19 protein-coding genes and 1 pseudogene are annotated in these 21,646 nt (G+C 65.6%); 15 read left to right on the top strand and 5 right to left on the bottom strand.

The genetic code is table 11. The features are described from left to right. Positions 1 to 37: 37 nt before the first annotated feature. From RIU96_RS11750 to bioD, 5 genes and pseudogenes are all read left to right on the top strand, one after another. Positions 38 to 538 (top strand): methylated-DNA--[protein]-cysteine S-methyltransferase, encoded by a 501-nt coding sequence (locus RIU96_RS11750; protein ID WP_136651685.1) that lies wholly within the window; start codon positions 38 to 40, stop codon positions 536 to 538. After that, the gene (locus RIU96_RS11745; protein WP_311205008.1) at positions 531 to 1,298 is read left to right on the top strand and encodes a fructosamine kinase family protein; all 768 of its coding nucleotides are present in this window, start codon (positions 531 to 533) and stop codon (positions 1,296 to 1,298) included. The genes RIU96_RS11750 and RIU96_RS11745 overlap by 8 nt, the downstream gene beginning before the upstream one ends. Continuing rightward, positions 1,298 to 1,465 (top strand): annotated as a pseudogene (locus tag RIU96_RS11740) (adenosylmethionine--8-amino-7-oxononanoate aminotransferase BioA); the annotation flags it as partial. The gene RIU96_RS11745 and the pseudogene RIU96_RS11740, both read left to right, overlap by 1 nt. Next, positions 1,416 to 2,381, top strand: a complete 966-nt coding sequence (locus RIU96_RS11735; RefSeq protein WP_311205007.1) for an 8-amino-7-oxononanoate synthase — start codon at positions 1,416 to 1,418, stop codon at positions 2,379 to 2,381. The pseudogene RIU96_RS11740 and the gene RIU96_RS11735, both read left to right, overlap by 50 nt. Then, positions 2,378 to 3,049, top strand: coding sequence for a dethiobiotin synthase (bioD, locus tag RIU96_RS11730; RefSeq protein WP_144317896.1), 672 nt, complete (start codon positions 2,378 to 2,380; stop codon positions 3,047 to 3,049). Before RIU96_RS11735 ends, bioD begins: the two co-directional genes overlap by 4 nt. Before the next feature lie 725 nt (positions 3,050 to 3,774). On the opposite strand, the gene nadE is transcribed toward bioD, so the two are convergent. Further along, entirely contained in the window at positions 3,775 to 4,611 is an 837-nt protein-coding gene (nadE, locus tag RIU96_RS11725; RefSeq protein ID WP_186309891.1) for an NAD(+) synthase, read from the bottom strand. Between the two features lie 117 nt (positions 4,612 to 4,728). Here nadE and ykgO point away from each other — a divergent pair, with 117 nt between their 5' ends. The 4 genes from ykgO to nrdE all read left to right on the top strand — a co-directional run bounded on the left by ykgO (position 4,729) and on the right by nrdE (position 8,167). Continuing rightward, positions 4,729 to 4,851 carry a type B 50S ribosomal protein L36 gene (ykgO, locus tag RIU96_RS11720; protein WP_006839679.1) on the top strand — a complete coding sequence of 41 codons (123 nt, stop codon included), beginning with the start codon at positions 4,729 to 4,731 and terminating at the stop codon, positions 4,849 to 4,851. Between the two features lie 307 nt (positions 4,852 to 5,158). Continuing rightward, entirely contained in the window at positions 5,159 to 5,389 is a 231-nt protein-coding gene (gene nrdH / locus RIU96_RS11715; RefSeq protein ID WP_006839680.1) for a glutaredoxin-like protein NrdH, read from the top strand. A gap of 54 nt (positions 5,390 to 5,443) precedes the next feature. Next, on the top strand, positions 5,444 to 5,989 hold the full coding sequence (gene nrdI / locus RIU96_RS11710) for a class Ib ribonucleoside-diphosphate reductase assembly flavoprotein NrdI (protein WP_259896780.1): 546 nt from the start codon (positions 5,444 to 5,446) through the stop codon (positions 5,987 to 5,989). 12 nt (positions 5,990 to 6,001) lie between these two features. Then, positions 6,002 to 8,167 (top strand): class 1b ribonucleoside-diphosphate reductase subunit alpha, encoded by a 2,166-nt coding sequence (gene nrdE / locus RIU96_RS11705; protein ID WP_311205006.1) that lies wholly within the window; start codon positions 6,002 to 6,004, stop codon positions 8,165 to 8,167. A 40-nt stretch (positions 8,168 to 8,207) separates the two neighbouring features. Here the strand turns inward: nrdE and RIU96_RS11700 are convergent, their stop codons facing one another. Further along, positions 8,208 to 8,918 (bottom strand): FadR/GntR family transcriptional regulator, encoded by a 711-nt coding sequence (locus tag RIU96_RS11700; RefSeq protein ID WP_259896789.1) that lies wholly within the window; start codon positions 8,916 to 8,918, stop codon positions 8,208 to 8,210. 158 nt (positions 8,919 to 9,076) lie between these two features. Between RIU96_RS11700 and nrdF the strand changes: the two genes are divergently transcribed. The 3 genes from nrdF (at position 9,077) to serB (ending at position 13,571) form a co-directional block, all read left to right on the top strand. Beyond that, complete coding sequence (gene nrdF / locus RIU96_RS11695) at positions 9,077 to 10,075, top strand: class 1b ribonucleoside-diphosphate reductase subunit beta (protein ID WP_006839684.1); 999 nt, start codon at positions 9,077 to 9,079, stop codon at positions 10,073 to 10,075. Between the two features lie 316 nt (positions 10,076 to 10,391). Further along, on the top strand, positions 10,392 to 12,185 hold the full coding sequence (ctaD, locus tag RIU96_RS11690) for an aa3-type cytochrome oxidase subunit I (RefSeq protein ID WP_259896790.1): 1,794 nt from the start codon (positions 10,392 to 10,394) through the stop codon (positions 12,183 to 12,185). 132 nt (positions 12,186 to 12,317) lie between these two features. Further along, positions 12,318 to 13,571 (top strand): phosphoserine phosphatase SerB, encoded by a 1,254-nt coding sequence (serB, locus tag RIU96_RS11685; protein ID WP_136652896.1) that lies wholly within the window; start codon positions 12,318 to 12,320, stop codon positions 13,569 to 13,571. A gap of 158 nt (positions 13,572 to 13,729) precedes the next feature. Here serB and RIU96_RS11680 read toward each other — a convergent pair whose 3' ends face one another. Then, a complete protein-coding gene (locus RIU96_RS11680) occupies positions 13,730 to 15,694 on the bottom strand; it encodes an ATP-dependent DNA helicase (RefSeq protein WP_144741026.1) in 1,965 nt (654 codons plus the stop codon). 34 nt (positions 15,695 to 15,728) lie between these two features. Further along, entirely contained in the window at positions 15,729 to 17,066 is a 1,338-nt protein-coding gene (locus tag RIU96_RS11675; protein WP_136652895.1) for a nicotinate phosphoribosyltransferase, read from the bottom strand. A gap of 93 nt (positions 17,067 to 17,159) precedes the next feature. On the opposite strand from RIU96_RS11675, the gene clpS reads away from it, so the two are divergent. Further along, positions 17,160 to 17,459, top strand: coding sequence for an ATP-dependent Clp protease adapter ClpS (gene clpS / locus RIU96_RS11670; protein WP_258562653.1), 300 nt, complete (start codon positions 17,160 to 17,162; stop codon positions 17,457 to 17,459). A 21-nt stretch (positions 17,460 to 17,480) separates the two neighbouring features. Further along, positions 17,481 to 18,020, top strand: a complete 540-nt coding sequence (locus RIU96_RS11665) for a DUF2017 domain-containing protein (protein ID WP_136652893.1) — start codon at positions 17,481 to 17,483, stop codon at positions 18,018 to 18,020. A gap of 3 nt (positions 18,021 to 18,023) precedes the next feature. Here the strand turns inward: RIU96_RS11665 and RIU96_RS11660 are convergent, their stop codons facing one another. Further along, positions 18,024 to 20,519, bottom strand: coding sequence for an excinuclease ABC subunit UvrA (locus RIU96_RS11660; protein ID WP_136652892.1), 2,496 nt, complete (start codon positions 20,517 to 20,519; stop codon positions 18,024 to 18,026). Here RIU96_RS11660 and RIU96_RS11655 point away from each other — a divergent pair. Beyond that, positions 20,466 to 21,641, top strand: a complete 1,176-nt coding sequence (locus RIU96_RS11655) for an NAD(P)H-dependent flavin oxidoreductase (RefSeq protein WP_311196710.1) — start codon at positions 20,466 to 20,468, stop codon at positions 21,639 to 21,641. The genes RIU96_RS11660 and RIU96_RS11655 overlap by 54 nt on opposite strands. Positions 21,642 to 21,646 lie beyond the last annotated feature (5 nt).

The raw sequence follows: 21,646 nt of genomic DNA, 5'->3' as shown, positions 1-21,646 counted from the left end.
CAATCTTGCCCCCGAGCGCACCGCTACACTCGGGGGCATGTCGCTTTCCTGGACCACCATCGACAGCCCCGTCGGCGAGCTGTTGCTCGTCGCGTCGCCCGCCGGCGTTGTGCGCATCGCCTTTGAGTGCGAGGACTTTGGCGGCGTGCGTCGGGACGTCGAGAAGCGAACTGGCAAGAAGGCTGAGCAGGGCGGACTCGGCCAAGCAGAGGAGCAGCTCGCCGAGTACTTCGCGGGCCAGCGCCGGGAGTTTGATCTGCCGCTCGATTGGCGTTTGAGCAGCGGGTTTCGCACTCAGGTCCAGCGCGCCCTGACGGGGATTGCCTACGGTGAGACGCAGACCTACGCCCAGCTCGCGCAGCGTGTGGGAAACCCCAACGCCGTGCGCGCGGTGGGCAGCGGCTGCGCCACCAACCCACTGCCCATCGTGGTGCCGTGCCACCGGGTCCTGCGCAGCGACGGCGCCCTCGGCGGCTACCGGGGCGGCCTCGTCGCGAAGCGCGTCCTTCTCGACCTGGAATCGGGGCAGCGTGACTGACGCATTCACGAAATCCGGCAGCGCGCCGGGCTCCGCCGCGGCCGAGGCGGCGGGTTTGCGGTGGCTGCGCAAGGGTAGCGCCGCGGTGGTCAAGGTTTTCTCGCTTGACGACGCCTCCAACACGCTCACCATCGAAAAAGTCGCGCCCGCCCGACCCACGCGCGCCGCTGCGCGCGAAGCGGGCCGTGAGCTGGCGAAAATCCACGCCATGGGCGCCACCGCGTTCGGCGCCGCGCCCGACGGGTGGGAGGGGCCGAACTTCATCGGCCGCGCGCGCCAGGACTGCACCCCGACCGAGCGCTGGGCGCCGTTCTACGTGGACCAACGGGTGCTGCCGTTTGCCTCGCGCGCGGTCGAGCAGGGCAACCTGGATTGCGCGGGCTTCGACGTCGTAAAGCGAGCCTGCGAGGCCTTGCTGGAGGAGGACGAGGACGCCCCGCTCGCGCGCATCCACGGCGACCTGTGGTCGGGCAACCTGCTGTTTTCCGCAGACGGCGCGCGGTTCATCGACCCCGCAGCCCACGGCGGGCACCCGCTGACCGACATCGCGATGCTGGAGCTCTTCGGCGCCCCGTTTGTCGAGGAGATCGCCGAGGGGTACTGCGAGGCGGGATCCTTAAGAGCCGAGTGGCGCCGCAGGATCCCCATCCACCAGCTGCACCCGCTGGCGGTGCACGCCCAGACCCACGGGCCGAGCTACGGGGATGCGCTGGTCCGCGCGGCTGAGGAGACGTTGCGGGTTGTAAATTCTGGTGTGTGATGGACGAAGCACACCTTCTAGACCTTGACGCACACCACGTCTGGCACCCGTACGGCGCGTTCCCGCCGACGACGGCTCCGTTGGTTGTGGCGTCGGCAAGCGGCGTGCGCCTCAAGCTTGCCAACGGCCGCGAGCTTATCGACGGGATCGCGCCTGGTCACCGGCACTCTCGATGAGCATGAGGCGCTCGAGCGCGAGCTCGCTGCGTTCTGCGGCCAGCCCTCGGCGCTGGTGTTTTCCTCCGGCTACATGGCCAACCTGGGTCTCGTCACGGCGCTGAGCGGGCGAGGCGCGCTGGTGGTCTCCGATGCGGGTTCGCACGCCTCGCTTGTCGACGCCTGCCGGTTATCGCGTGCCCGGGTCGTCGTCACGCCCCGCGGCGATGTCGACGCGGTGGCTGAGGCGCTGAGCTCGCGTATCGAGCAGCGCGCCGTGGTGCTCACCGACAGCGTGTACTCCGCAGACGGGACGCTCGCGCCAGTAGCTGCGCTGCACGGCGTTGCGCGGGAGCACGGCGCCGTGCTCGTTGTCGACGAGGCGCACGGGCTTGGGGTGCGCGGCTCCGGCGGGCGCGGCTTTGTCCATGAGCTGGGACTTGCCGGGCAGGAGGACCTCGTTGTCACCGCGACGCTGTCGAAGGCGCTGGGCGCGCAGGGCGGGGTGGTGTTCGGCTCGCCGCGGGTGCGCGCGCACTTGGTGGACACGGCACGCTCTTTTATCTTCGATACCGCTCTGGCCCCGCCGATGGTCGGCGCGGCGCGTGCGGCGTTGGGCATTGTGGAGCGCGAACCGGATCGAGCTGCGCGGGTGTTGGGCGTCGCTAAGCAATTGGCTGAGGCGACGGGGGCGATTGAGCCGGAGAGTGCGGTCGTGTCGGTCATTCTTGGCGACCCGGAGCGCGCGGTGGCCGCCCGCGACGCCGCGCGTGAACGCGGGCTCGAGGTGGGGTGTTTCCGTCCGCCGTCCGTGCCGGCGGGCACGTCGCGGCTGCGTTTGACGGCCCGCGCCGATTTAAGTGATGCCGATGTTTCCCGTGCCGAGGCCATTCTGCGCGACGTAGTAGAGGAGTTTTCGCACCTATGACGAAGTTCATCGTGGTCTCGGGCACAGGCACCGAGATTGGCAAGACAATCGCCACCGCGGCGCTAGCGGCCCGCGAGGTGGCGGCAGGTAGTCGCGTGGGAATAGCCAAGCCCATCCAGACCGGACTTGAACCGGGTGAGGAGGGGGACTGCCAAGTGGCGGCGCGGCTCGCCGGGGTTGCGGCGGCGTTCGAGTACCGCCGCCTGCTCGAGCCGCTCGCCCCGGAGACGGCGGCGCACCGCGCGGGGGAAGAACAGTCCACCGCCATTGAGCTTGCGGATGCGGTGCGGCGGTGGTCAGGCAACGAAGACCTGGACGTGGTGTTCCTCGAGGGCGCCGGAGGGGTCCTCGCGCGGTTGGGCACCGACGTGACGATCATCGACGTCGCGCGCGAGCTCAACGCGCCGGTCGTGCTGGTTACCTCCGCCGAGCTCGGCACGCTGTCGGCGACCGAGCTTGCGACGCGATGCTTGCGCGCCGAGGGCCTCGAGTGCCTGGGCATGATGATCGGTTCGTGGCCGGAAGCCCCGGACCTGGCCCAGAGGTGCAACGTCGAAGATCTCCCACGACTGACGGGGGAGAAACTGTTGGGCGCAGTGCCTCGCGGGGCGGGATCCCTCGCGCCGGAGGAGTTTGCGCGCCGGGCACCAGGCTGGTTTCGCCGTTAGATGTCGCGGTGGGGGTTGGCGCTGGTTGTTGGGCGGGGGAGATGTCACGGTGAAGGCGGACTGCGTGTTGCCGACCTGGGGTTTTGTTTCCCGGGGCTGCTTGACCGTGACATTGCGGTGGGTGGGATGTCACGGTGAAGCCTGTCTGGGTACTGCTGACCTGGGGGTTTGCCGTTGGCAGCTGCCTGACCGTGACATTGCACCGCGCGAGATGTCACGATGAAGCCGATACGGGGGTTACCCACCTGGGGTTTTGCGGCTGGTGGCTGCCTGACCGTGACATTGCGGTGGGTGAGATGTCACGGTGAAGCCGTTTCGGGTGTCGCCGACCTGGGGTTTTGTGACTGGTGGTTGCTCGACCGTGACATTGCGCCGGGTGAGATGTCACGATGAAGCCTGTCTGGGTACTGCTGACCTGGGGGTTTGCCGTTGGCAGCTGCCTGACCGTGACATTGCACCGCGCGAGATGTCACGATGAAGCCGATACGGGGGTTACCCACCTGGGGTTTTGCGGCTGGTGGCTGCCTGACCGTGACATTGCACCGCGTGAGATGCCACGGTGAAGCCGATACGGGGGTTACCCACCTGGGGTTCTGCGGCTGGCAGCTGCCTGACCGTGACATTGCACCGCGCGAGATGTCACGATGAAGCCGATTCGGGGGTTTCTGACCCGGAGTTTTGCCCCCGGCCACTGCCCGACCGTGAGATCCCACAAAGCAGAGAACCTAACGCCACCACGTATCAAACGGCGCCGGCGGAAGGTGGCGCTTGTGCTGGCCGACGCGCCAGAGGTGTTCGAGGCGCTCGCGGGCGTCGTCAGGAATGCTCTTGCCTTCCAGGTAATCGTCGATGTGTGCGTAAGTGATGCCGAGTGCCTCCTCGTCGGGAAGCGCCGGGCGGTCATCCTCGAGGTCCGCGGTGGGGATCTTCTCCCAGAACTGCTTATCCGCACCGAGCTCGCGAAGCAGCGCGACACCCTGGCGCTTGTTCAGCCCTGCGAGCGGCAGCAGGTCGGCCGCGCCGTCGCCGTGCTTGGTAAAGAACGCGGTGACGTTCTCCGCCGCGTGGTCGGTACCGATGACCAGCAGGCCGCGCTCCCCGGCAATCGCGTACTGCGCGATCATGCGCATGCGGGCCTTGACGTTGCCCTTGTTAAAGTCGCGCAGCTCCTCGCTTCCGAGGGCGTCGGTGACGGCGTCGGCAAGCGCGCTGGTGGCGGGCTTGATGTTCACGGTGACCCGCTCGTCCGGCCGGATGAACTGGAGCGCGCGCTGGGCGTCGGCCTCGTCCGCCTGGGTGCCGTGGGGCAGCCGCACGGCATAAAACGTGGCCTCGGTCCCGTTCGCCCGAAGCTTCTCGACGCTCAACTGCGCAAGCCGGCCCGCAAGCGTGGAATCCTGGCCGCCGGAAATCCCGAGGACGAAACCGTTGGCCCCGGACGCGATGAGGTAGTCGGCGAGGAAGTCGACACGCGCGTCAATCTCCGCGGCGGCGTCGATGCTGGGTTTGACGCCAAGCTGCTCAATAATTGCCTGTTGGAGGGTGGTGCTCTGCGCGTTCATGACGTTCATCGTAGCGCTTTTGGTTATCCGGCCTGGGTGAGGTAATCTCGTACTTCGTGTTGGGACTCCCGCTCGGGGGTCGTGTTTGAGGAAACCGAGAGAAGAAAGGAGCGCCCGATGAAGGTTCGCAAGTCGCTTCGGTCGCTGAAGAACAAGCCGGGCGCCCAGGTTGTGCGTCGCCACGGCAAGGTCTACGTCATCAACAAGCGCGACCCGCGCTTCAAGGCCCGCCAGGGCTAGTCGCGCAGACTCCGCTACAACAAAGCGCCCCGCCACCTCTCATTCACGCAGAGGAAGCGGGGCGCTTTGCTGTTTCGGGGCGTGAAAGCACACTGATGTAAGTCGCGAGAGCAAACGTAGGCCTACATGTGGGCCGCGACTCGCTTATATCCTGGTAATTCCACCGGTGTAACTACTATATATAGTATCGGTTGCCTAAATCGGCCACAAAGTATAGTGTTTATCAGTGTTACTCCGACGGGGTTCGGAGCCGAGCTAGACCGCCCAGAAGACAAGTTCAATCTCACCGAGGAAGAGCGCACAGGTTATGTCCATCACCGTTTACACCAAGCCAGCTTGCGTCCAGTGCAACTTCACCACCAAGGCCCTCGACAAGGCCGGACTCGAATACACCCTCGTTGACATCACCGTCGACAACGAGGCCCGCGACTACGTCATGGCGCTGGGTTACCTTCAGGCCCCGGTCGTCGAGGTCGGCGGGGAGCACTGGTCCGGTTTCCGCCCGGAGCGCATCCAGCGTCTGGCCCAGGCCGCCTAAACAGCCGGCAGGCACCACATACTCAGGAGACGGAGAGGGGGTCAGAGGAAAACGATGCTCATCGTCTACTTCTCTTCCGCCACCGGAAACACCCAGCGGTTTGTGGAAAAGGTCGGCCTGCCCGCTGCCCGCATCCCGCTGCACCGCACCGAGGATGAGCTCATCGTCAACGAGCCGTATGTCCTCGTCTGCCCCACCTACGGCGGCGGGGCGTCGCTCACGAGCGACAACACCCGGCCGGTGCCGAAACAAGTGATCAAGTTCCTCAACAACGAACACAATCGCTCACTAATCCGCGGCGTGATCGCCGCGGGCAATTCTAATTTCGGGCCGGACTTCTGCCTTGCGGGTGAAGTCATCTCCCGCAAGTGCCGCGTCCCGCACCTGTACCGCTTTGAATTAATGGGCGATGAACACGACGTTTACTATGTCCGTGAGCAACTCGTCGACAACGCCCACGCCCTGGGGCTAGACCCGCTTGATCGGGCGGACGTCGATAAGCTCGCTGCTCGTGCAGATGAAATCCGGCAGGAGTCCGCGCAGCGCCTTGAAAGTCTCCGTAAAAAATACGGCCGCAACAACCACCAAAAGACAGCATAGGAGCCTTGAATCGTGTCTACCCCCACCCTCGGCAAGAACGTCGCAGAGCCCGTGTCGCAGGCTGAACAGCTCGACTACCACGCGCTCAACGCGCTGCTCAACCTCTACGACGAGAACGGTGAAATCCAGTTCGAGAAGGACCGCGAGGCCGCCAACCAGTACTTCATCCAGCACGTCAACCAGAACACCGTCTTCTTCCACGACCTGGAGGAAAAGATCGACTACCTGGTAAAGAACAAGTACTACGAGCCGGAAGTCCTCGAGGCCTACGACTGGGAGTTCGTCAAGGCAACCTTCAAGCGCGCCTACGCGTTTAAGTTCCGCTTCCAGTCCTTCCTGGGCGCGTACAAGTACTACACCTCCTACACGCTGAAAACCTTCGACGGGCGCCGCTACCTCGAGCGCTTCGAGGACCGCGTCGCCATGACCGCCCTGTTCCTCGCCAGCGGCAACGAGGAGACCGCCTCCGCGCTTGTCGACGAAATCATGACCGGCCGCTTCCAGCCCGCCACCCCGACCTTCCTCAACGCCGGCAAGGCCCAGCGTGGCGAGCTCGTCTCCTGCTTCCTGCTGCGCGTCGAGGACAACATGGAATCCATCGGCCGCGCCATCAACTCCTCCCTGCAGCTGTCTAAGCGCGGCGGCGGCGTGGCGCTTCTGTTGTCCAACATCCGCGAGGCGGGCGCGCCGATCAAGCACATTGAGAACCAGTCCTCGGGAGTGATCCCCGTGATGAAGCTGCTCGAAGACTCCTTCTCGTACGCCAACCAGCTCGGCGCGCGCCAGGGCGCCGGCGCGGTGTACCTCAATGCGCACCACCCCGACATCTTGCGTTTTTTGGACACGAAGCGCGAAAACGCGGATGAGAAGATCCGCATCAAGACCCTCTCGCTCGGTGTCGTCATCCCGGATGTCACCTTCGAGCTGGCCAAGCGCAACGACGACATGTACCTGTTCTCCCCGTACGACGTCGAGCGCGTCTACGGGCTGCCCTTCGCCGACATCTCGGTCACGGAAAAGTACGAGGAGATGGTCGAGGACCCGCGGATCCGCAAGACCAAGATCAACGCGCGGCACTTCTTCCAGACGATCGCGGAGATCCAGTTCGAGTCCGGCTACCCGTACATCATGTTCGAGGACACCGCTAACCGGGCGAACCCGGTGAAGACGGGCCGCATCAACATGTCCAACCTCTGCTCCGAGATCCTGCAGGTGAACTCGCCGTCCGTGCTGAACGAGGACTTGAGCTACGCCGAGGTCGGCCACGACATCTCATGCAACCTCGGTTCGCTCAACATCGCCAAGACGATGGATTCCGACAACTTCTCCCGCACGGTCGAAACCGCTATCCGCGGGTTGACCGCCGTGGCGGACAAGACCTCGATCGAGTCCGTCCCGCCCGTGCGCGACGGCAACAACGCCTCGCACGCCATTGGCCTGGGCCAGATGAACCTCCACGGCTACCTCGGCCGCGAGCACATTGAGTACGGCTCCGAGGAGGGCCTCGACTTCACCAACGCCTACTTCGCCGCCGTGATGTACGAGGCGATCAAGGCTTCCCACGCCATCGCCGTGGAAAAGGGGGAGCGTTTCGCCGACTTCGACAAGTCCGAGTACGCCACCGGCGAGTTCTTCGACCGCTACGACCCGGCCGATTTCCAGCCGAAGACGGACAAGGTCAAGGAGCTCTTCGCCCGCTCCAGCGTCGCGGTGCCCACCGCGCAGCAGTGGGCGCAGCTAAAAGCTGACGTCGCGCGCGACGGCATCTACAACCGCTACCTGCAGGCGGTGCCGCCGACCGGGTCGATCTCGTACATCAATAACTCCACCTCGTCGATCCACCCGATCGCCTCGAAGATCGAGATCCGCAAGGAAGGCAAGATCGGCCGCGTCTACTACCCGGCGCCGCACATGGACAACGAGAACCTGTCCTACTTCAAGGACGCCTACGAGATCGGCTACGAGAAGATCATCGACACCTACGCCGTGGCCACGAAGTACGTTGACCAGGGCCTGTCGCTGACGCTGTTCTTCAAGGACACCATCACGACCCGCGACATCAACCGCGCCCAGATTTACGCCTGGCGCAAGGGCATTAAGTCGCTCTACTACATCCGCCTGCGCCAGATGGCGCTGGAAGGCACCGAGGTTGAGGGCTGCGTCTCCTGCATGCTTTAAGCGCGTGCTTGTCGACGCCCTCGTGCAGCCGCTGCCTTTGCTAGCAGCTGTGGCAGGGGGCAATGTCCGCCATAACCACTTTCGCGGCGCGCTCGGCACCGTCTGCGTCACCGGCGGCGATGGCCTCGGCGAGCGCCAAGTGTGCGTCGACGGCGTCCGGCCCGGGGATAGACTCCTTCGCGCCGTAGAGGGTGCGGCCCTCCAGTGCGTGGAGGATAGACGGGGCCAGGGCGAGGAACATGTCGTTGCGCGAGGCCTTGAGAATTAGGGTGTGGAACTTTAAGTCCGCGGCGAGGAACTCCTCGCTGTTGCCCTCCTTGGCGAGCTCGACCATGGACTCCGCCAATTCGATGAGCTCGGCGGCCTCAGCCTTCGCGGCGTGGCGCGACGCGATGACCGCGGCAACGGGCTCGACCGAAAAACGCAGTTCGCTCAGTTCCTTCAGCTGGCGCTGCGCGTCCGCCTTCCAGCGCCATCCGATGATGGCCTGGTCAAAGACATCCCACTGGCTGGCGGGCAGCACCTTAATGCCGACGCGGCGCGAGGACAGAACAAGCCCGAGCTGTTCAAGCGCCCGCATCACCTCGCGCGCGACTGTGCGCGAAATCTTAAAACGCGTGGACAGATCGTTCAGCGTAAACGTGTTGCCCGCGGGGATGACGCCGGAGACGATTTCGGTCCCGAGGGTGTCAAGGATGTTGTTCAGAAGCGGTTCGGCGGGGGTGGTGGGGGTTTCGGGCGCGAGATTCATAGATTCCAACCTAGGGGAAGTGGACAGGTCAACCGTAGTTACTTACATATCTTGTATCTTTATCCCCCGTCGGTGCCACGGTGTTAGCACCCGACCCCGCCGCCGCGACCGGGCTAGTCCGAGGTGCGGCGCTCCCGGACCAACGCTGCGTGGCTACTATGGGGTGCGTGACTGAAGAGTACGAGCGCTACCTGCACGCCCACGACAAACCTGTGAAGGCGATCAACTGGAACACGATTCCGGACGACAAGGACCTTGAAGTCTGGGACCGCCTCACGGGCAACTTCTGGCTGCCCGAGAAGGTGCCCGTGTCCAACGACATCCCGTCGTGGCGCACCCTGAACGATTACGAGAAGACCGCGACCATGCGCGTGTTCACAGGCCTGACCCTCCTGGACACGATTCAGGGCACCGTCGGCGCCGTGTCGTTGCTGCCGGACGCCAAGACCATGCACGAGGAGGCCGTCTACACCAACATCGCCTTCATGGAGTCCGTTCATGCGAAGAGTTACTCCAACATCTTCATGACGCTCGCGGACACCCCGGCGATCAACGACGCGTTTCGCTGGTCCGAGGAAAACGAGAGCCTGCAGCGCAAGGCGAAGATCATTCTGAGCTACTACGAGGGCGACAACCCCCACAAGAAGAAGGTCGCCTCGACGCTGCTCGAGTCATTTCTGTTCTACTCCGGCTTCTACCTGCCGATGTACTGGTCGTCTCACTCCAAGCTGACCAACACCGCTGACGTGATCCGCCTCATCATCCGCGACGAGGCCGTCCACGGATACTACATCGGCTACAAGTACCAGCGCGGACAGGCCGACCTCAGCCAGGCAGAGCGCGACGAGTTGAAGGATTACACCTTCAACCTGCTCTACGACCTCTACGAAAACGAAACCCAGTACACCGAGGACATCTACGACCCGCTGGGCTGGACCGAGGACGTGAAGCGGTTCCTGCGCTACAACGCCAACAAGGCGCTCAACAACCTCGGTTACGAGGGACTTTTCCCGCAGGACGAGACGAAGGTTTCCCCGGCGATCCTGGCATCGCTTTCGCCCAACGCCGACGAGAACCACGACTTCTTCTCCGGCTCCGGTTCCTCCTACGTCATCGGCAAGGCCGAAGACACCCAGGACGACGACTGGGATTTCTGATCCTGACTACTTCGCTGAAGGGGCCACGCGGTGACGCTGGCCCCTTTCGTCTGCCCGTCGTCTGCGCGCGGACTACCTCGGATGGGGTAGGCAGAAAACCCCGCCGGGAGCAGGGGCAAGGGCGGAAGTGGTCACGTGGGCGTCGAAAAGCCAGCCCATATGGGGGCATCCGCCTTCGCTGAAGCTGTGAGGGCTGGCAAAACGATGCACCAGTGGCTTATGATTACCCGGTATCAGTTGTGGCATCAGCGCCAACTGCCGGCCCGGAGAACGCGGGCGCAGACAGTGCGCGGGTGCCGTCAGTCAGGAGGATCGCATGACCGCAGTGGCGCCAAGGGTGGACACCTACGTCCCGCCCGCTCGGCCTGAACCCACGGGCAACGCCCGCAAGGGCTCGAAGTTCTACAAGTTGCTGACCACCACCGACCACAAAGAACTCGGCATTCTCTACATCATCATGTCGTTCGTGTGGTTCTTTGTCGGTGGCCTGATGGCGCTGCTGATCCGTGCTGAGCTCTTCAGCCCGGGCCTGCAGTTTTTGTCCAACGAGCAGTTCAACCAGCTGTTCACCCTCCACGGCACGGTGATGCTGCTGGCCTTCGGCACACCCATCGTGTGGGGCTTCGCCAACTATGTTCTGCCGCTGCAGATCGGCGCCCCGGACGTGTCCTTCCCCCGCCTGAACGCGTTCGGTTTCTGGATCACCCAGGTCGGCGTTCTGGCCATGCTCGCCGGCTTCCTCACCCCGGGCGGCGCGGCCGACTTCGGCTGGACCATGTACATGCCGCTTGCCGACGCCACCCACACGCCGTCCGTGTCCGCGAACCTGTGGATCATCGGCGTCGGCGCCACCGGTATCGGCACCGTCGCCTCGGCTGTGAACATGCTCACCACCGTTTTGACCCTGCGCGCGCCGGGCATGACCATGTTCCGCATGCCGGTGTTCACCTGGACCGTCTTCGTGACCTCGATCATCGCCCTGATGATCTTCCCGCTGCTGCTCGCCGCCGCAATGGGCGTGCTGTACGACCGCCTCCTCGGCGGCCACATCTTCGACACCGCCAACGGCGGCGCCATCCTGTGGCAGCACCTCTTCTGGTTCTTCGGCCACCCCGAGGTGTACATCCTCGCACTTCCGTTCTTCGGCGTGATCTCCGAGGTCATCCCGGTGTTCTCCCGCAAGCCGATCTTCGGGTACATCGGCCTGGTCTTCGCCACCCTCGCCATCGCCGGCCTGTCCATGGCTGTGTGGGCACACCACATGTTCGCCACCGGCGCGGTCCTGCTGCCGTTCTTCTCCTTCATGACCTTCCTGATCTCCGTGCCGACCGGCGTGAAGTTCTTCAACTGGCTGGGCACGATGTGGAACGGGCACATCACGTTTGAAACCCCGATGCTGTGGGCAGTGGGCTTCCTGTTCACCTTCCTCTTCGGTGGCCTGACCGGCGTCATGCTCGCTGCGCCGCCGCTGGACTTCCACCTGCACGACTCCTACTTCGTGGTTGCGCACTTCCACTACACCCTGTTCGGCACCGTCGTGTTCGCCTCCACCGCGGGCGTTTACTTCTGGTTCCCGAAGATGACGGGTCGCATGCTGGACGAGCGCCTGGGCAAGATCCACTTCTGGTTCACCGTCATCGGCTTCAACATGACGTTCCTGGTCCAGCACTGGCTGGGCAACATGGGCATGCCGCGCCGCTACGCCGACTACCTGGACACCGACGGCTTCACCCTGCTCAACCAGGTGTCCACGGTGGGTGCGTTCATCCTGGGTGTCGGTATGCTGCCGTTCATCTGGAACGTGTTCAAGTCTTGGCGCTACGGTGAGATCGTCACCGTCGACGACCCGTGGGGCTACGGCAACTCTCTCGAGTGGGCTACCTCCTGCCCGCCGCCGCGCCACAACTTCACGGCGCTGCCGCGCATCCGCTCCGAGCGCCCCGCGTTCGAGCTGCACTACCCGCATATGGTTGGCCGCCTGCGCCGCGAGGCCCACACCGGTCACAGCGATGACAGCCCGGCAACCTACAAGGGAGCGAACCACGAGTTCGACTCCGCTGGTAACGAAGGCGAGGCTCAGGAAGCAACGAGCCACGTCAACGGCAACTAGTGCATTGCATTCTGACTGACACGTAAGTAGAGGCCCCCGCGTTCGCGCGGGGGCCTTGCTCGTCTGCCCACCACTACCGCCAGGTAGCATGAGCGAATCAACGATTGGCCAATACCGCTACAAGGACTACGTATGCCCACTTTCGAGGTCGAGCTCCAGCAAGGACTCAAACACGCAGTGATCACCACCTCCGGCCCGGATCGCCCCGGTGTATCCGCCGCGTTCTTCACGGTGCTCGCCAACCACGGCGTGCAGCTTCTCGACGTCTCCCAGGTCGACTTCCGAGGACGACTGATGCTGTCCACCTTCGTGGGAATGGACCCGCTCAAACTCACCGACTTGGAGCGCGAACTGCGCGCGGGTCTGTGGGAGTTCGGGCAACGGGTCACCATCGAGACGGGCGGGGAAGCGAGGTCCGTCTCCCGGCCCCGCTCGACCCACGTGATTGTCATGCTGGGAAATCCCGTCCAGGCCGAGCAGGTCTCCCGCCTGGGCGCAACCCTTGCCGGGTTCGGGGCGAACATCGACCGCATCAACGGCATTTCCAACTACCCAGTGACGGGCCTCGAGTTCCGCGTGACGCTGCCCGACTACAGCCCCGGTAGCGGGCGGCAGGTGCGTGAGGCGCTCGCGGAGCTGTCCAACGAGCTAGGCGTCGACCTGGCCATGGAAAACGCTGGTCTTCACCGCCGCGCGAAGCGCCTGGTATGTTTCGACTGCGACTCCACCCTGATTACCGGCGAGGTCATTGAGATGCTGGCGGCCCACGCCGGCAAGGAAGCCGAGGTCGCCGAGGTGACCGAGCGGGCCATGCGGGGAGAGCTTGACTTCGAAGAATCTCTGCGCGAACGGGTGGCGACGCTCGCGGGGCTGGATGCCTCTGTGATCGATTCGGTTGCCGCCGACATTGAGCTGACCCCGGGGGCGCGGACCACTATCCGCACACTGAACTCCATGGGTTACCGCACGGCAGTGGTCTCCGGCGGGTTCATTCAGGTCCTCGAGGGTCTCGCCGAGGAGCTCGATCTGGACTACGTGCGCGCCAACACGCTCGAAATCGTTGACGGGAAGCTGACCGGGCGCGTGGTTGGGGAGATCGTCGATAGGCAAGCCAAGGCACGGCTGCTCGCGGACTTCGCGCAGGACTCGGGGCTGCAGATGTCGCAGACGGTCGCGGTCGGTGACGGTGCGAACGACATTGACATGCTCGGCGTGGCGGGGCTGGGTATCGCGTTCAACGCCAAGCCGGCGCTGAAGGAGGTCGCGGACGCCAGCGTGAACCACCCGTTCCTGGATGAGGTGCTCTACATTCTTGGGATTCCGCGCGAGGAGATCGATTACGCCAACGAGGCTGCGGGCATCGTCGGGCGCGTTGCGCTGGACTAGGTCGGTGTTGGTGGGGACGTTGTGTGGTTGAGGTATAGCTACTAGACCTCAGCGAGGTGCGTTGTTGAAAACCGCAGGTCGCGTGTGGCTGATGTGGCGGCAAACCCGTTGAGGTATAGCTACTAGACCGAAACCGAAGCCCCCAGCGCCGCGGGGCTTTAGTGCGATGCTGCGACGAGGCGTCGTAAAGCAGCGCGCACCGTTGCGGGGTCGGTCGTCTCCCAGAAAGCCGGCAGGCTCTTGCGCAGGAACGACCCGTAGCGCTTGGTGGTCAGCCGGTTGTCCAGCACCGCGACGACGCCCTTGTCGTCCACCGAGCGCAGAAGCCGCCCCGCGCCCTGGGCCATGAGCAGCGCGGCGTGCGTGGCGGAGACCTCCATGAACCCGGAGCGGCCCGCGGCGTTGGCGGCTTTGGCGCGCGCCTGCAGCAGCGGGTCGTCGGGGCGGGGGAAGGGGATGCGGTCGATGATGACGAGCGAGAGCGACGAGCCGGGCACATCCACGCCCTGCCACAACGACAAGGTGCCGAAGAGACACGAGTTCTCGCTGGCAGCGAACGCGCTGACCAACGCGCCCGTCGAGTCCTCGCCCTGGAGCAGGATGTCGAAGGGCAACCGCGCGCGCATCGCCTCCGCGGCCTGCTCGGCAGCGCGGCGGGAGGAAAAAAGGCCCAAGGTGCGTCCGCCGGCCGCGGTGATGAGCTCGGCGACCTCATCGAGCGTCTCCGCCGCCAGGCCGTCGCGCCCGGGCGCGGGCAGGTGCGCGGCCGTGTACAGAATCCCGGAAGAACGCGGGTTGAAGGGGGTGCCCGCGTCCATCCCGTCCCACGTCCCGTCGGGCAGGCCCCACGCGGCGGCGACCGCGTTGAAGTTGCCGCCAATCGTCAGGGTTGCCGAGGTCAACACCACCGTGTGCTCCCCGAAAAGGCGCTCGCGCAGCAGCGAGGCCACGGACAGCGGCGCGACCGATACGGAATCGCCGACGCGCTCCGAACGCGTCAGCCACACCACGTCCGTGTGTTTCGTCGGGTCGTCCTCGTCGAAGACGCCGAGGATGCGCACGATGGCGTCGTGAAGATCGCCGAGGTGGTTCTTCAAGTTCTCGCGCTCCGCGAAGGTTTCCGGCTCGTTGTCGGCCTCGCCCTCGGGGCCTTTCGCGATTGCCTCTCGCGTGTGCCACAGCGCGTCGCGCACCGCGACGAACCCGCCGCGCGCCGCCTCCGAGATGTTCTCCCACCTTCCGGGCGTCTCCACGTTCATCGCGGCGGCAAAGTCGTCGACGACCGTTTCCAGCTCGCCCTTCTCAGCTCCAAGCTTGTCCGCGCGTCTCGACGCCATCGTCAACGCCCTCGCCGAAATCTCATTAGTGGCCACCGAAGTGATGCGCCCGTCGAGCTCGTGGGCCTCGTCGATGATGACCACGTCGTGTTCCGGCAGCACATCGGTATCGGCCAGCGCGTCAATGGCGAGCAGCGCGTGGTTGGTGACCACGAGGTCCACGTTGCGGGTGCGCTCGCGCGCCAGCTCGGCGAAGCATTCCTCGCCGTGCGGGCAGCGCGCCGCGCCCAAGCACTCCGACGAGGTCACGGAAACCTGACGCCACGCGAGGTCGGGAACGCCGGGCTCAAGATCGTCGCGGTCGCCCGTCTCCGTCTCCTGCGCCCACTCGTTGACGCGCTTGACGTGGCGGCCCAGCCACGAGATGTCGTCCTCCTCAATCAGCGCCTCGGGGACGTCGCCAGGCAGCGACAGCTTGTGGCGGCACACGTAGTTGTTGCGGCCCTTCTGGATGGCGAAGGTGGGGCGGCGTTCCAGCAGCGGCTCGAGGGCGTCGGCAAGCCGCGGCAAGTCGCGCTCGACCAGCTGGCGCTGCAGCGCGATCGTCGCGGTGGACACCACAACGGTGCCGCCGGTCGCGTGGGCGTGGCGGATCGCCGGCACGAGGTAGGCCAGCGACTTTCCGGTGCCCGTGCCAGCCTGCACGGCCAGGTGGCGCTCCTCTTCCAGCGCCCGAGTCACGGCCTTGGCCATGGCGACCTGGCCCGGGCGCTCCGCCCCGCCGAGCGCATCGACGGCTGCGGCGAGAAGATCGGTGGTCGGTTGGGCTAGAGGCTGGTCACTCACGGGGAACCAGTCTAGAGCCGGGGGCGGACACTAACTATTCCGCGGGCTCCGGGAACCCGACAAAGTGCGTCGGAATCGCGGGTTCATCGCGCGACAGCGCCAGGCCCTCCCAGGGGAGCGTCGTGCGGGCGGCATCAAGGTAGTCGCGGGCTTGCTCGAGGTCGCTCTGGTGCTCCACAATGTGGCCGTCGCGGATCAAGGGGATGACCATCTCGCGGTAGGTCAGGGCCTTCTTGCGGGTGATCTCCTGGTCGGCGGGGTGGACGAGCTCGGCGACGGCGACGCCGGAGGCGCGGTAGGCACGCAGCGCCGACTTGGTGCCGCCGTAGGTGACCTTGCCGCGGGAGCGCTTCGCCACCGGGTGGCCCTCGACCTCGACCAGCTTGTACACCATCCCGGCTGTCGGGGCGCCGGAGCCGGTGACCACCGAGGTGCCCACGCCGAAGCCGTCGACCGGGTCGCTGCGCAGACCGGCGATGACAAACTCGTCGAGGTCGGAGGAGACGATGATTTTTGTATCGACGGCGCCGGCGTCGTCAAGCTGCTTGCGCACCTGGCGGGAAACGATGCCGAGGTCGCCGGAGTCGATGCGCACCGCCCCGAGCTTCGTGCCCGCGACCTCGAGGGCGTTCTCCACACCCTTCGTAATGTCGAAGGTGTCCACCAAGAGCGTGGTTTCCGGGCCCAAGCTCTCCACCTGGGAGGCGAAGGCGGCCTTTTCGTCGGGCACGCCGTTGTCGTCGACGTGCAGCAGCATCCAGGCGTGCGCGGCAGTGCCGGCCTTGGGGATGCCGTAGCGCATCGCGGCTTCCAAGTTTGAGGTCGACGAAAAGCCCGCGATGTAGGCGGCACGTGCGGCCGAGATGGCGGCGCGCTCGTTGGTGCGGCGCGACCCCATCTCAATCAGCGGGCGGCCCTCCGCAGCGGTAACCATGCGCGAGGCGGCGGAGGCTACGGCGGAATCCGAGTTGAGGATCGACAGGATCACCGTCTCCAGGATCACGCACTCGGCAAACGTTCCGCGCACCGTCAGCAGCGGCGAATACGGGAAGTAGATCTCGCCCTCGCGGTAGCCGTCGACCTGGCCCGAGAAGCGGTAATTGCGCAGGTACTCCTTCGCCTCCTCGGAAAGGAAGTCAGCCGAGGCGAGCTGCTCCGGGGTGAACCGGAACTGGCAGATCGCGTCGAGCACCCGGGCGATGCCGGCGAGGACGCCGTAACGACGGCCGTCGGAAAGCTTGCGAGCAAACACCTCGAAGGTGCACCGGCGGTGCGCGGTGCCGTCCTTGAACGCGGCATCGAGCATAGTCAATTCGTACATGTCGGTCAGAAACGCCGTCGATTCGTGCGACTGAGCCTGAAGGTTGTTCATGCGTCCACAGCGTACTCGCCGGCTGCGCGTGCGCGCCGGGTTGCGGGTAAAGTTGTGCGCATGATGTGTTCAGGTTCGTCTCAGTTGCACGCAATGGGTTCTCCCATGGCGACGCCGGAGCTCGACGAGCAACTCGACGTGGACGTGGTTGTCAGCGAGAACCTGCCGTGGATGTGCATTGTGTGGGATGACCCCGTCAACCTCATGAGCTACGTCAGCTACGTGTTCCAAACCGTGCTGGGCTACGACCGCAAGCGCGCCAACGAGCTGATGATGCAGGTCCACACCGAGGGCAAAGCCGTTGTCTCCTCGGGCGAGAAGGACAAAGTCGAGGGCGATGTGAAGAAGCTACACACCGCCGGGCTGTGGGCCACCATGCAGCAGGCCGGGTAAAAGAGGGGAGCGCACTTTTACATGGAGCACTGGAAGCGCAAGAAAGGTCTCATGCGCTCGGGCGTGAAGTTCACCACCCGGTTCGACCCGCTGGAGCGCGAGGTCATCGGCGATCTCACGGCAACCGTGTCGGAGGCGCTAATCGCGCGCGCCCAGTCCGCGCCGAAAGACGAGTTCTCGGAAATGATGGGCCTGTCCGCCGGCCACTCCGAGGCGCCCGCGGACCCGCGGATGCGACGCCTTCTGCCCGACTTTGAGATGGAGGGCGACGAGGAGTTCGACGGCGACAACGGACTGCTGCGCAGCCTGCACGAAAACGACATCATCAAGGCGAAGCTGATGAATCTGCAGGTGATCAACTCGGCGCTCGGGCCGACGGGCGGGGTCGAGGTCACTATCGACGAGGCCGAGGCGCACGCCTTCCTCGCCGCGCTCAACGACATGCGCCTCTACGTCTCCGAGGACGACCGCGGCGGCGAGGCGAACGCCCAGGACCGCGAGATGCTGCTCGAGTGGCTGGCGTTCTGCCAGGACTCGCTGCTGCAGGCGATGATGGACTAGGCCCTAAAGGGCTGCCAGCACCCGCCCCGTCGCGATGTCGTCGCGCTGGGCGATGTCCGCAGGCGTGCCGTCGGCGCAGATCTCGCCGCCCTTGGCACCCGCGCCGGGCCCCATCTCCACGACGCGGTCAGCTTGGGCGATCACGCTGAGGTTGTGCTCCGCGACGACGACGGTGTTGCCGGCGTCGACAAGCCTGTTGAGCTCTGTGACAAGCTTATCGACGTCATGGGGGTGCAGACCGGTCGTTGGCTCGTCGAGGACGTAGAGCGTGTGCTGCTTCGAGCTTTGCCGGGCGCGCTGCAGCTCGGTTGCCAACTTGATGCGCTGCGCCTCGCCGCCGGAGAGCTCGGGCGCGCCCTGCCCGAGGCGCAGGTAGCCCAGCCCGACCGCCCGCAGGGACTCCACGGCGTGGCGGATGGTGGCCTCCTCGGCAAACACGTCCAAGGCGTCGTTGACGGTCAGCCCCAGCACGTCCGCGATGGTGTAGCCGTTCCAAGTCACCTCGAGGGTTTCGTCGTTGTAGCGCGCGCCGGAGCAATCCGGGCACGCGGTGTAGCTGCCGGGCAGAAACACCAGCTCCACCTCGATGGTTCCGGCGCCGTTGCAGGTGGGGCAGCGCCCCGGCTTCATGTTGTAGGAGAACTGGGTCACACCCCACCCGCGCCGCTTCGCCTCGTCGGTGCCGGCGAAGAGCTTGCGCACCCGGTCGAACAGTCCGGTGTAGGTGGCCAGCGTCGAGCGCGGCGTGCGTCCAATGGGCTTTTGCGTGATACGCACCATGCGGTCGACGTTTTCGGCGCCGGTCACTGATCTGATCCTGATGGCGGCGGGGTCGTCGACGTCCTCGGCCGATTCCTGCGCCGCGGCGCTGCCCTTAGTGGCCACGCTGATCTCCTGCAGCGCGGTGGGCAGCGCCTGGGTGATTAGCGTCGACTTGCCCGACCCGGACACGCCCGTCACTGCGGTGAACGTGCCGAGCCCGAGGCGGAAGTCGACGCCCTGGATCGAGCGGGCGTGGATGTCGGAGACAACCAGCTCGCCGGTCGGGGTGCGCGAGGTGTCGTTGAGCTGCGGGGCGGGCGCGGCCAGCGCACGCGCGGTCGCCGAGGGGCAGTCCGGCTTTTCGCCCCAGGCGCGTAGGCCGTCGACGCTGCCGCTGTAGAGCACCTCGCCGCCGCCCTCGCCGGCAAAGGGTCCGACGTCGACGACCCAGTCCGCGCCCGCGACCAGGTTCATGTCATGCTCCACGAGCAGAACGGAGTTACCCAGCGAGACGAACTTCTCCACCAGGTCCGACACCGCGGTGCGTTCCTCCGGGTGCAGGCCCGCCGAGGGCTCGTCAAGCACGTAGGCCACGCCGAACAGGCCACTGCGCAGCTGCGACGCCAAGCGCAGTCGCTGCAACTCGCCCGCCGACAACGTTGGCGCGGGCCGGTCGAGGCTCAAGTGCCCGATGCCGAGCTCCACCGCCGTGCGCAGCGTGGGCACGAGCTGGGCCAAAAGCCGCTGCTCCGCCTCGTCGCGGGCGTCCTCGCGCTCCTTCGGCTCCGGGTCGAAGCGCTCGTCGAGGATGCGCAGCAGCTCGTCCATCGGCAGCGCGGTGAGGGCGTCGATGGGCAAAGAAGCGTAAGTGACTAAAAGGGCGTCGGGGGTGAGGCGCCGGCCGTTGCACATGTCGCAGACGCTGTGCTCCATGTAGCTGAGCACGCGGCGGCGCAGCGCGTCGGAATCCGTCTCGTGCAGGGTGTCGGTCAGGTAGTTCGCAACCGACTTCCACGTGCCCTTGTAGGTCTTCTGCACCTGATCCGCGCCGCGCACCGGGTAGATGGTCACCACCGGGCGCTCGTCGGTGAACAGGATCCAGTCGCGGTCCTTTTGCTCAAGCTCGCGCCACGGGGAGTCGAGGTCGAAGTCGAGCGCGTCGAGGATGGCGAGGAAGTTCTTTCCCGCCCACGCCCCGGGCCATGCCTCAATCGCGCCCTCGTTAATGCTTTTCGACGGGTCCGGGACCATCGTGTCCTCCACCGGGCGGTGGACAACACCGGTGCCCTGGCACTTCGGGCACATCCCGGCCGTGGTGTTCGGCGAAAACGCGTCGGAGTCCAACCTCCCGCCGTTTCTCTCGCGCACCCCTTCCGCGTAGTCGCCGCAGCGCGAGTACAACAGGCGCACCGAGTTTGACAGCGTGGAAAAGGTGCCGACGGTCGAGCGCGCCCCGCCCGAAGTCTTCGACTGCTCAAGCGCCACCGTCGGTGGCAGGCCCTCGATGTTTCCCACCTTCGGGTCCACCGCGCCCGCAATCAGGCGCCGGGCAAACGGGGCGACCGACTCCAGGTAGCGTCGCTGCGCCTCGGCGTGAATCGTGCCGAATGCCAGCGAGGACTTACCAGAGCCCGACACTCCCGTTACCGCGACAACCGTGTTGCGTGGGAGCGACACGTCAACGTGTCGCAGGTTGTTCAGGTGCGCGTCGTGTACGGCAATCGAGTTCGCATCCATAGAGAAAAAGCATATGCCCGTGGTCGCGGGCCGTGCCTACCATGGAGTGCATCACCGTCGCAGCAGCGCTTAACCGCTCGACTCAGCGCACAGCAAGGAGGCAAAGACGTGATCATGTTGAGTAAGCCGATTGTGCTCGCCCCAATGGCGGGAGGCCCCTCGACGCCGCAGCTCGCCGCGGCTGTGTCGGAGGCCGGGGGACTGGGGTTTCTCGCCGCCGGGTATCTGAGACCCGATGACCTCGCGCGGCAAGTGGAGCAGATCGAGCAGGCAACATCACGGCCCTACGGCATCAACCTCTTCGTCCCGTCGGCGCCCCACGCCGACGAGCGCGAGGCGTACCGGGACTACCGGGAGCACCTCGCCGAGCATCTCCCGTTTAGCGCGGACCTGCCCGAGCAGCCGCGCTGGTCCGACGACCACTACGCGCCCAAGCTCGAGGTGGCGCTCGCCTCGCGCGCCGCGCTGATCTCGTTCACGTTCGGCTACCCCAGCGCCGCCGACATCGCCGCGGTCTCGCGTGCGGGCAAACTCGTCGTGCTCAACGCGACGACTCCCGAGGAGATCGACCACATCGTGGAGCTCGGCGCGGACATCGTCCTCGTGCAGGGCAGCGGCGCCGGCGGGCACCGCGCGACGGTGCTGAGCACCGAGGAGCGCGGCGTGGCGTTCAGCGCAGAAGAGCTCACCGAGATCGCCGCGGCGCGAACGAGTCGCCCGATCTTCGCGGCGGGCGGCGTCGGCACGCGCGAGGACGTCGCCACGCTTCTCGACGCCCACGCCACCGCGGTGGTCGTCGGCACGCGCTTCCTCACCGCCGAGGAGGCGGGCACCAAAGCGACCCACCGGCGCGCGCTGCTCGAGCTCACGGTCCGCGACACGGTCGTGACCAGGGCGTTTTCCGGCAGGCCGGCGCGGGCAATCCGCAACGCCTTTACCGATCGCTTCACCGAGCTGGCCCCGGCGATGTACCCGGAGATCCACTACCTGACCTCCCCGTTGCGCGGCGAGGCGAACGACGCGGGCGACGCGGAGTACCTCAACCTGTGGGCCGGCACCGGTTTCGCTCAGTGCAGCGAGGCGAGCGCCGCGGAGATTGTCAACGAGCTCGGTTCGGCCTGAACGGC

Source organism: Corynebacterium sp. Z-1 (assembly GCF_031844665.1).
Lineage (GTDB): Bacteria > Actinomycetota > Actinomycetes > Mycobacteriales > Mycobacteriaceae > Corynebacterium > Corynebacterium sanguinis.
The sequence above is the reverse complement of the archived record's forward strand: the minus strand, read 5'-3'. Positions and strand labels throughout refer to the sequence as shown.

Coding starts and splice junctions, on each gene's coding strand:
- nrdI (WP_259896780.1), top strand. CDS start 5,444: ATGCTCATCGTCTACTTCTCTTCCGCCACCGGAAACACCCAGCGGTTT.
- RIU96_RS11700 (WP_259896789.1), bottom strand. CDS start 8,918: ATGAATCTCGCGCCCGAAACCCCCACCACCCCCGCCGAACCGCTTCTG.
- RIU96_RS11675 (WP_136652895.1), bottom strand. CDS start 17,066: ATGAACAACCTTCAGGCTCAGTCGCACGAATCGACGGCGTTTCTGACC.
- nrdF (WP_006839684.1), top strand. CDS start 9,077: ATGGGGTGCGTGACTGAAGAGTACGAGCGCTACCTGCACGCCCACGAC.
- nadE (WP_186309891.1), bottom strand. CDS start 4,611: ATGAACGCGCAGAGCACCACCCTCCAACAGGCAATTATTGAGCAGCTT.
- ykgO (WP_006839679.1), top strand. CDS start 4,729: ATGAAGGTTCGCAAGTCGCTTCGGTCGCTGAAGAACAAGCCGGGCGCC.
- ctaD (WP_259896790.1), top strand. CDS start 10,392: ATGACCGCAGTGGCGCCAAGGGTGGACACCTACGTCCCGCCCGCTCGG.
- clpS (WP_258562653.1), top strand. CDS start 17,160: ATGGGTTCTCCCATGGCGACGCCGGAGCTCGACGAGCAACTCGACGTG.
- RIU96_RS11660 (WP_136652892.1), bottom strand. CDS start 20,519: ATGGATGCGAACTCGATTGCCGTACACGACGCGCACCTGAACAACCTG.
- RIU96_RS11750 (WP_136651685.1), top strand. CDS start 38: ATGTCGCTTTCCTGGACCACCATCGACAGCCCCGTCGGCGAGCTGTTG.
- nrdH (WP_006839680.1), top strand. CDS start 5,159: ATGTCCATCACCGTTTACACCAAGCCAGCTTGCGTCCAGTGCAACTTC.
- serB (WP_136652896.1), top strand. CDS start 12,318: ATGCCCACTTTCGAGGTCGAGCTCCAGCAAGGACTCAAACACGCAGTG.
- bioD (WP_144317896.1), top strand. CDS start 2,378: ATGACGAAGTTCATCGTGGTCTCGGGCACAGGCACCGAGATTGGCAAG.
- RIU96_RS11665 (WP_136652893.1), top strand. CDS start 17,481: ATGGAGCACTGGAAGCGCAAGAAAGGTCTCATGCGCTCGGGCGTGAAG.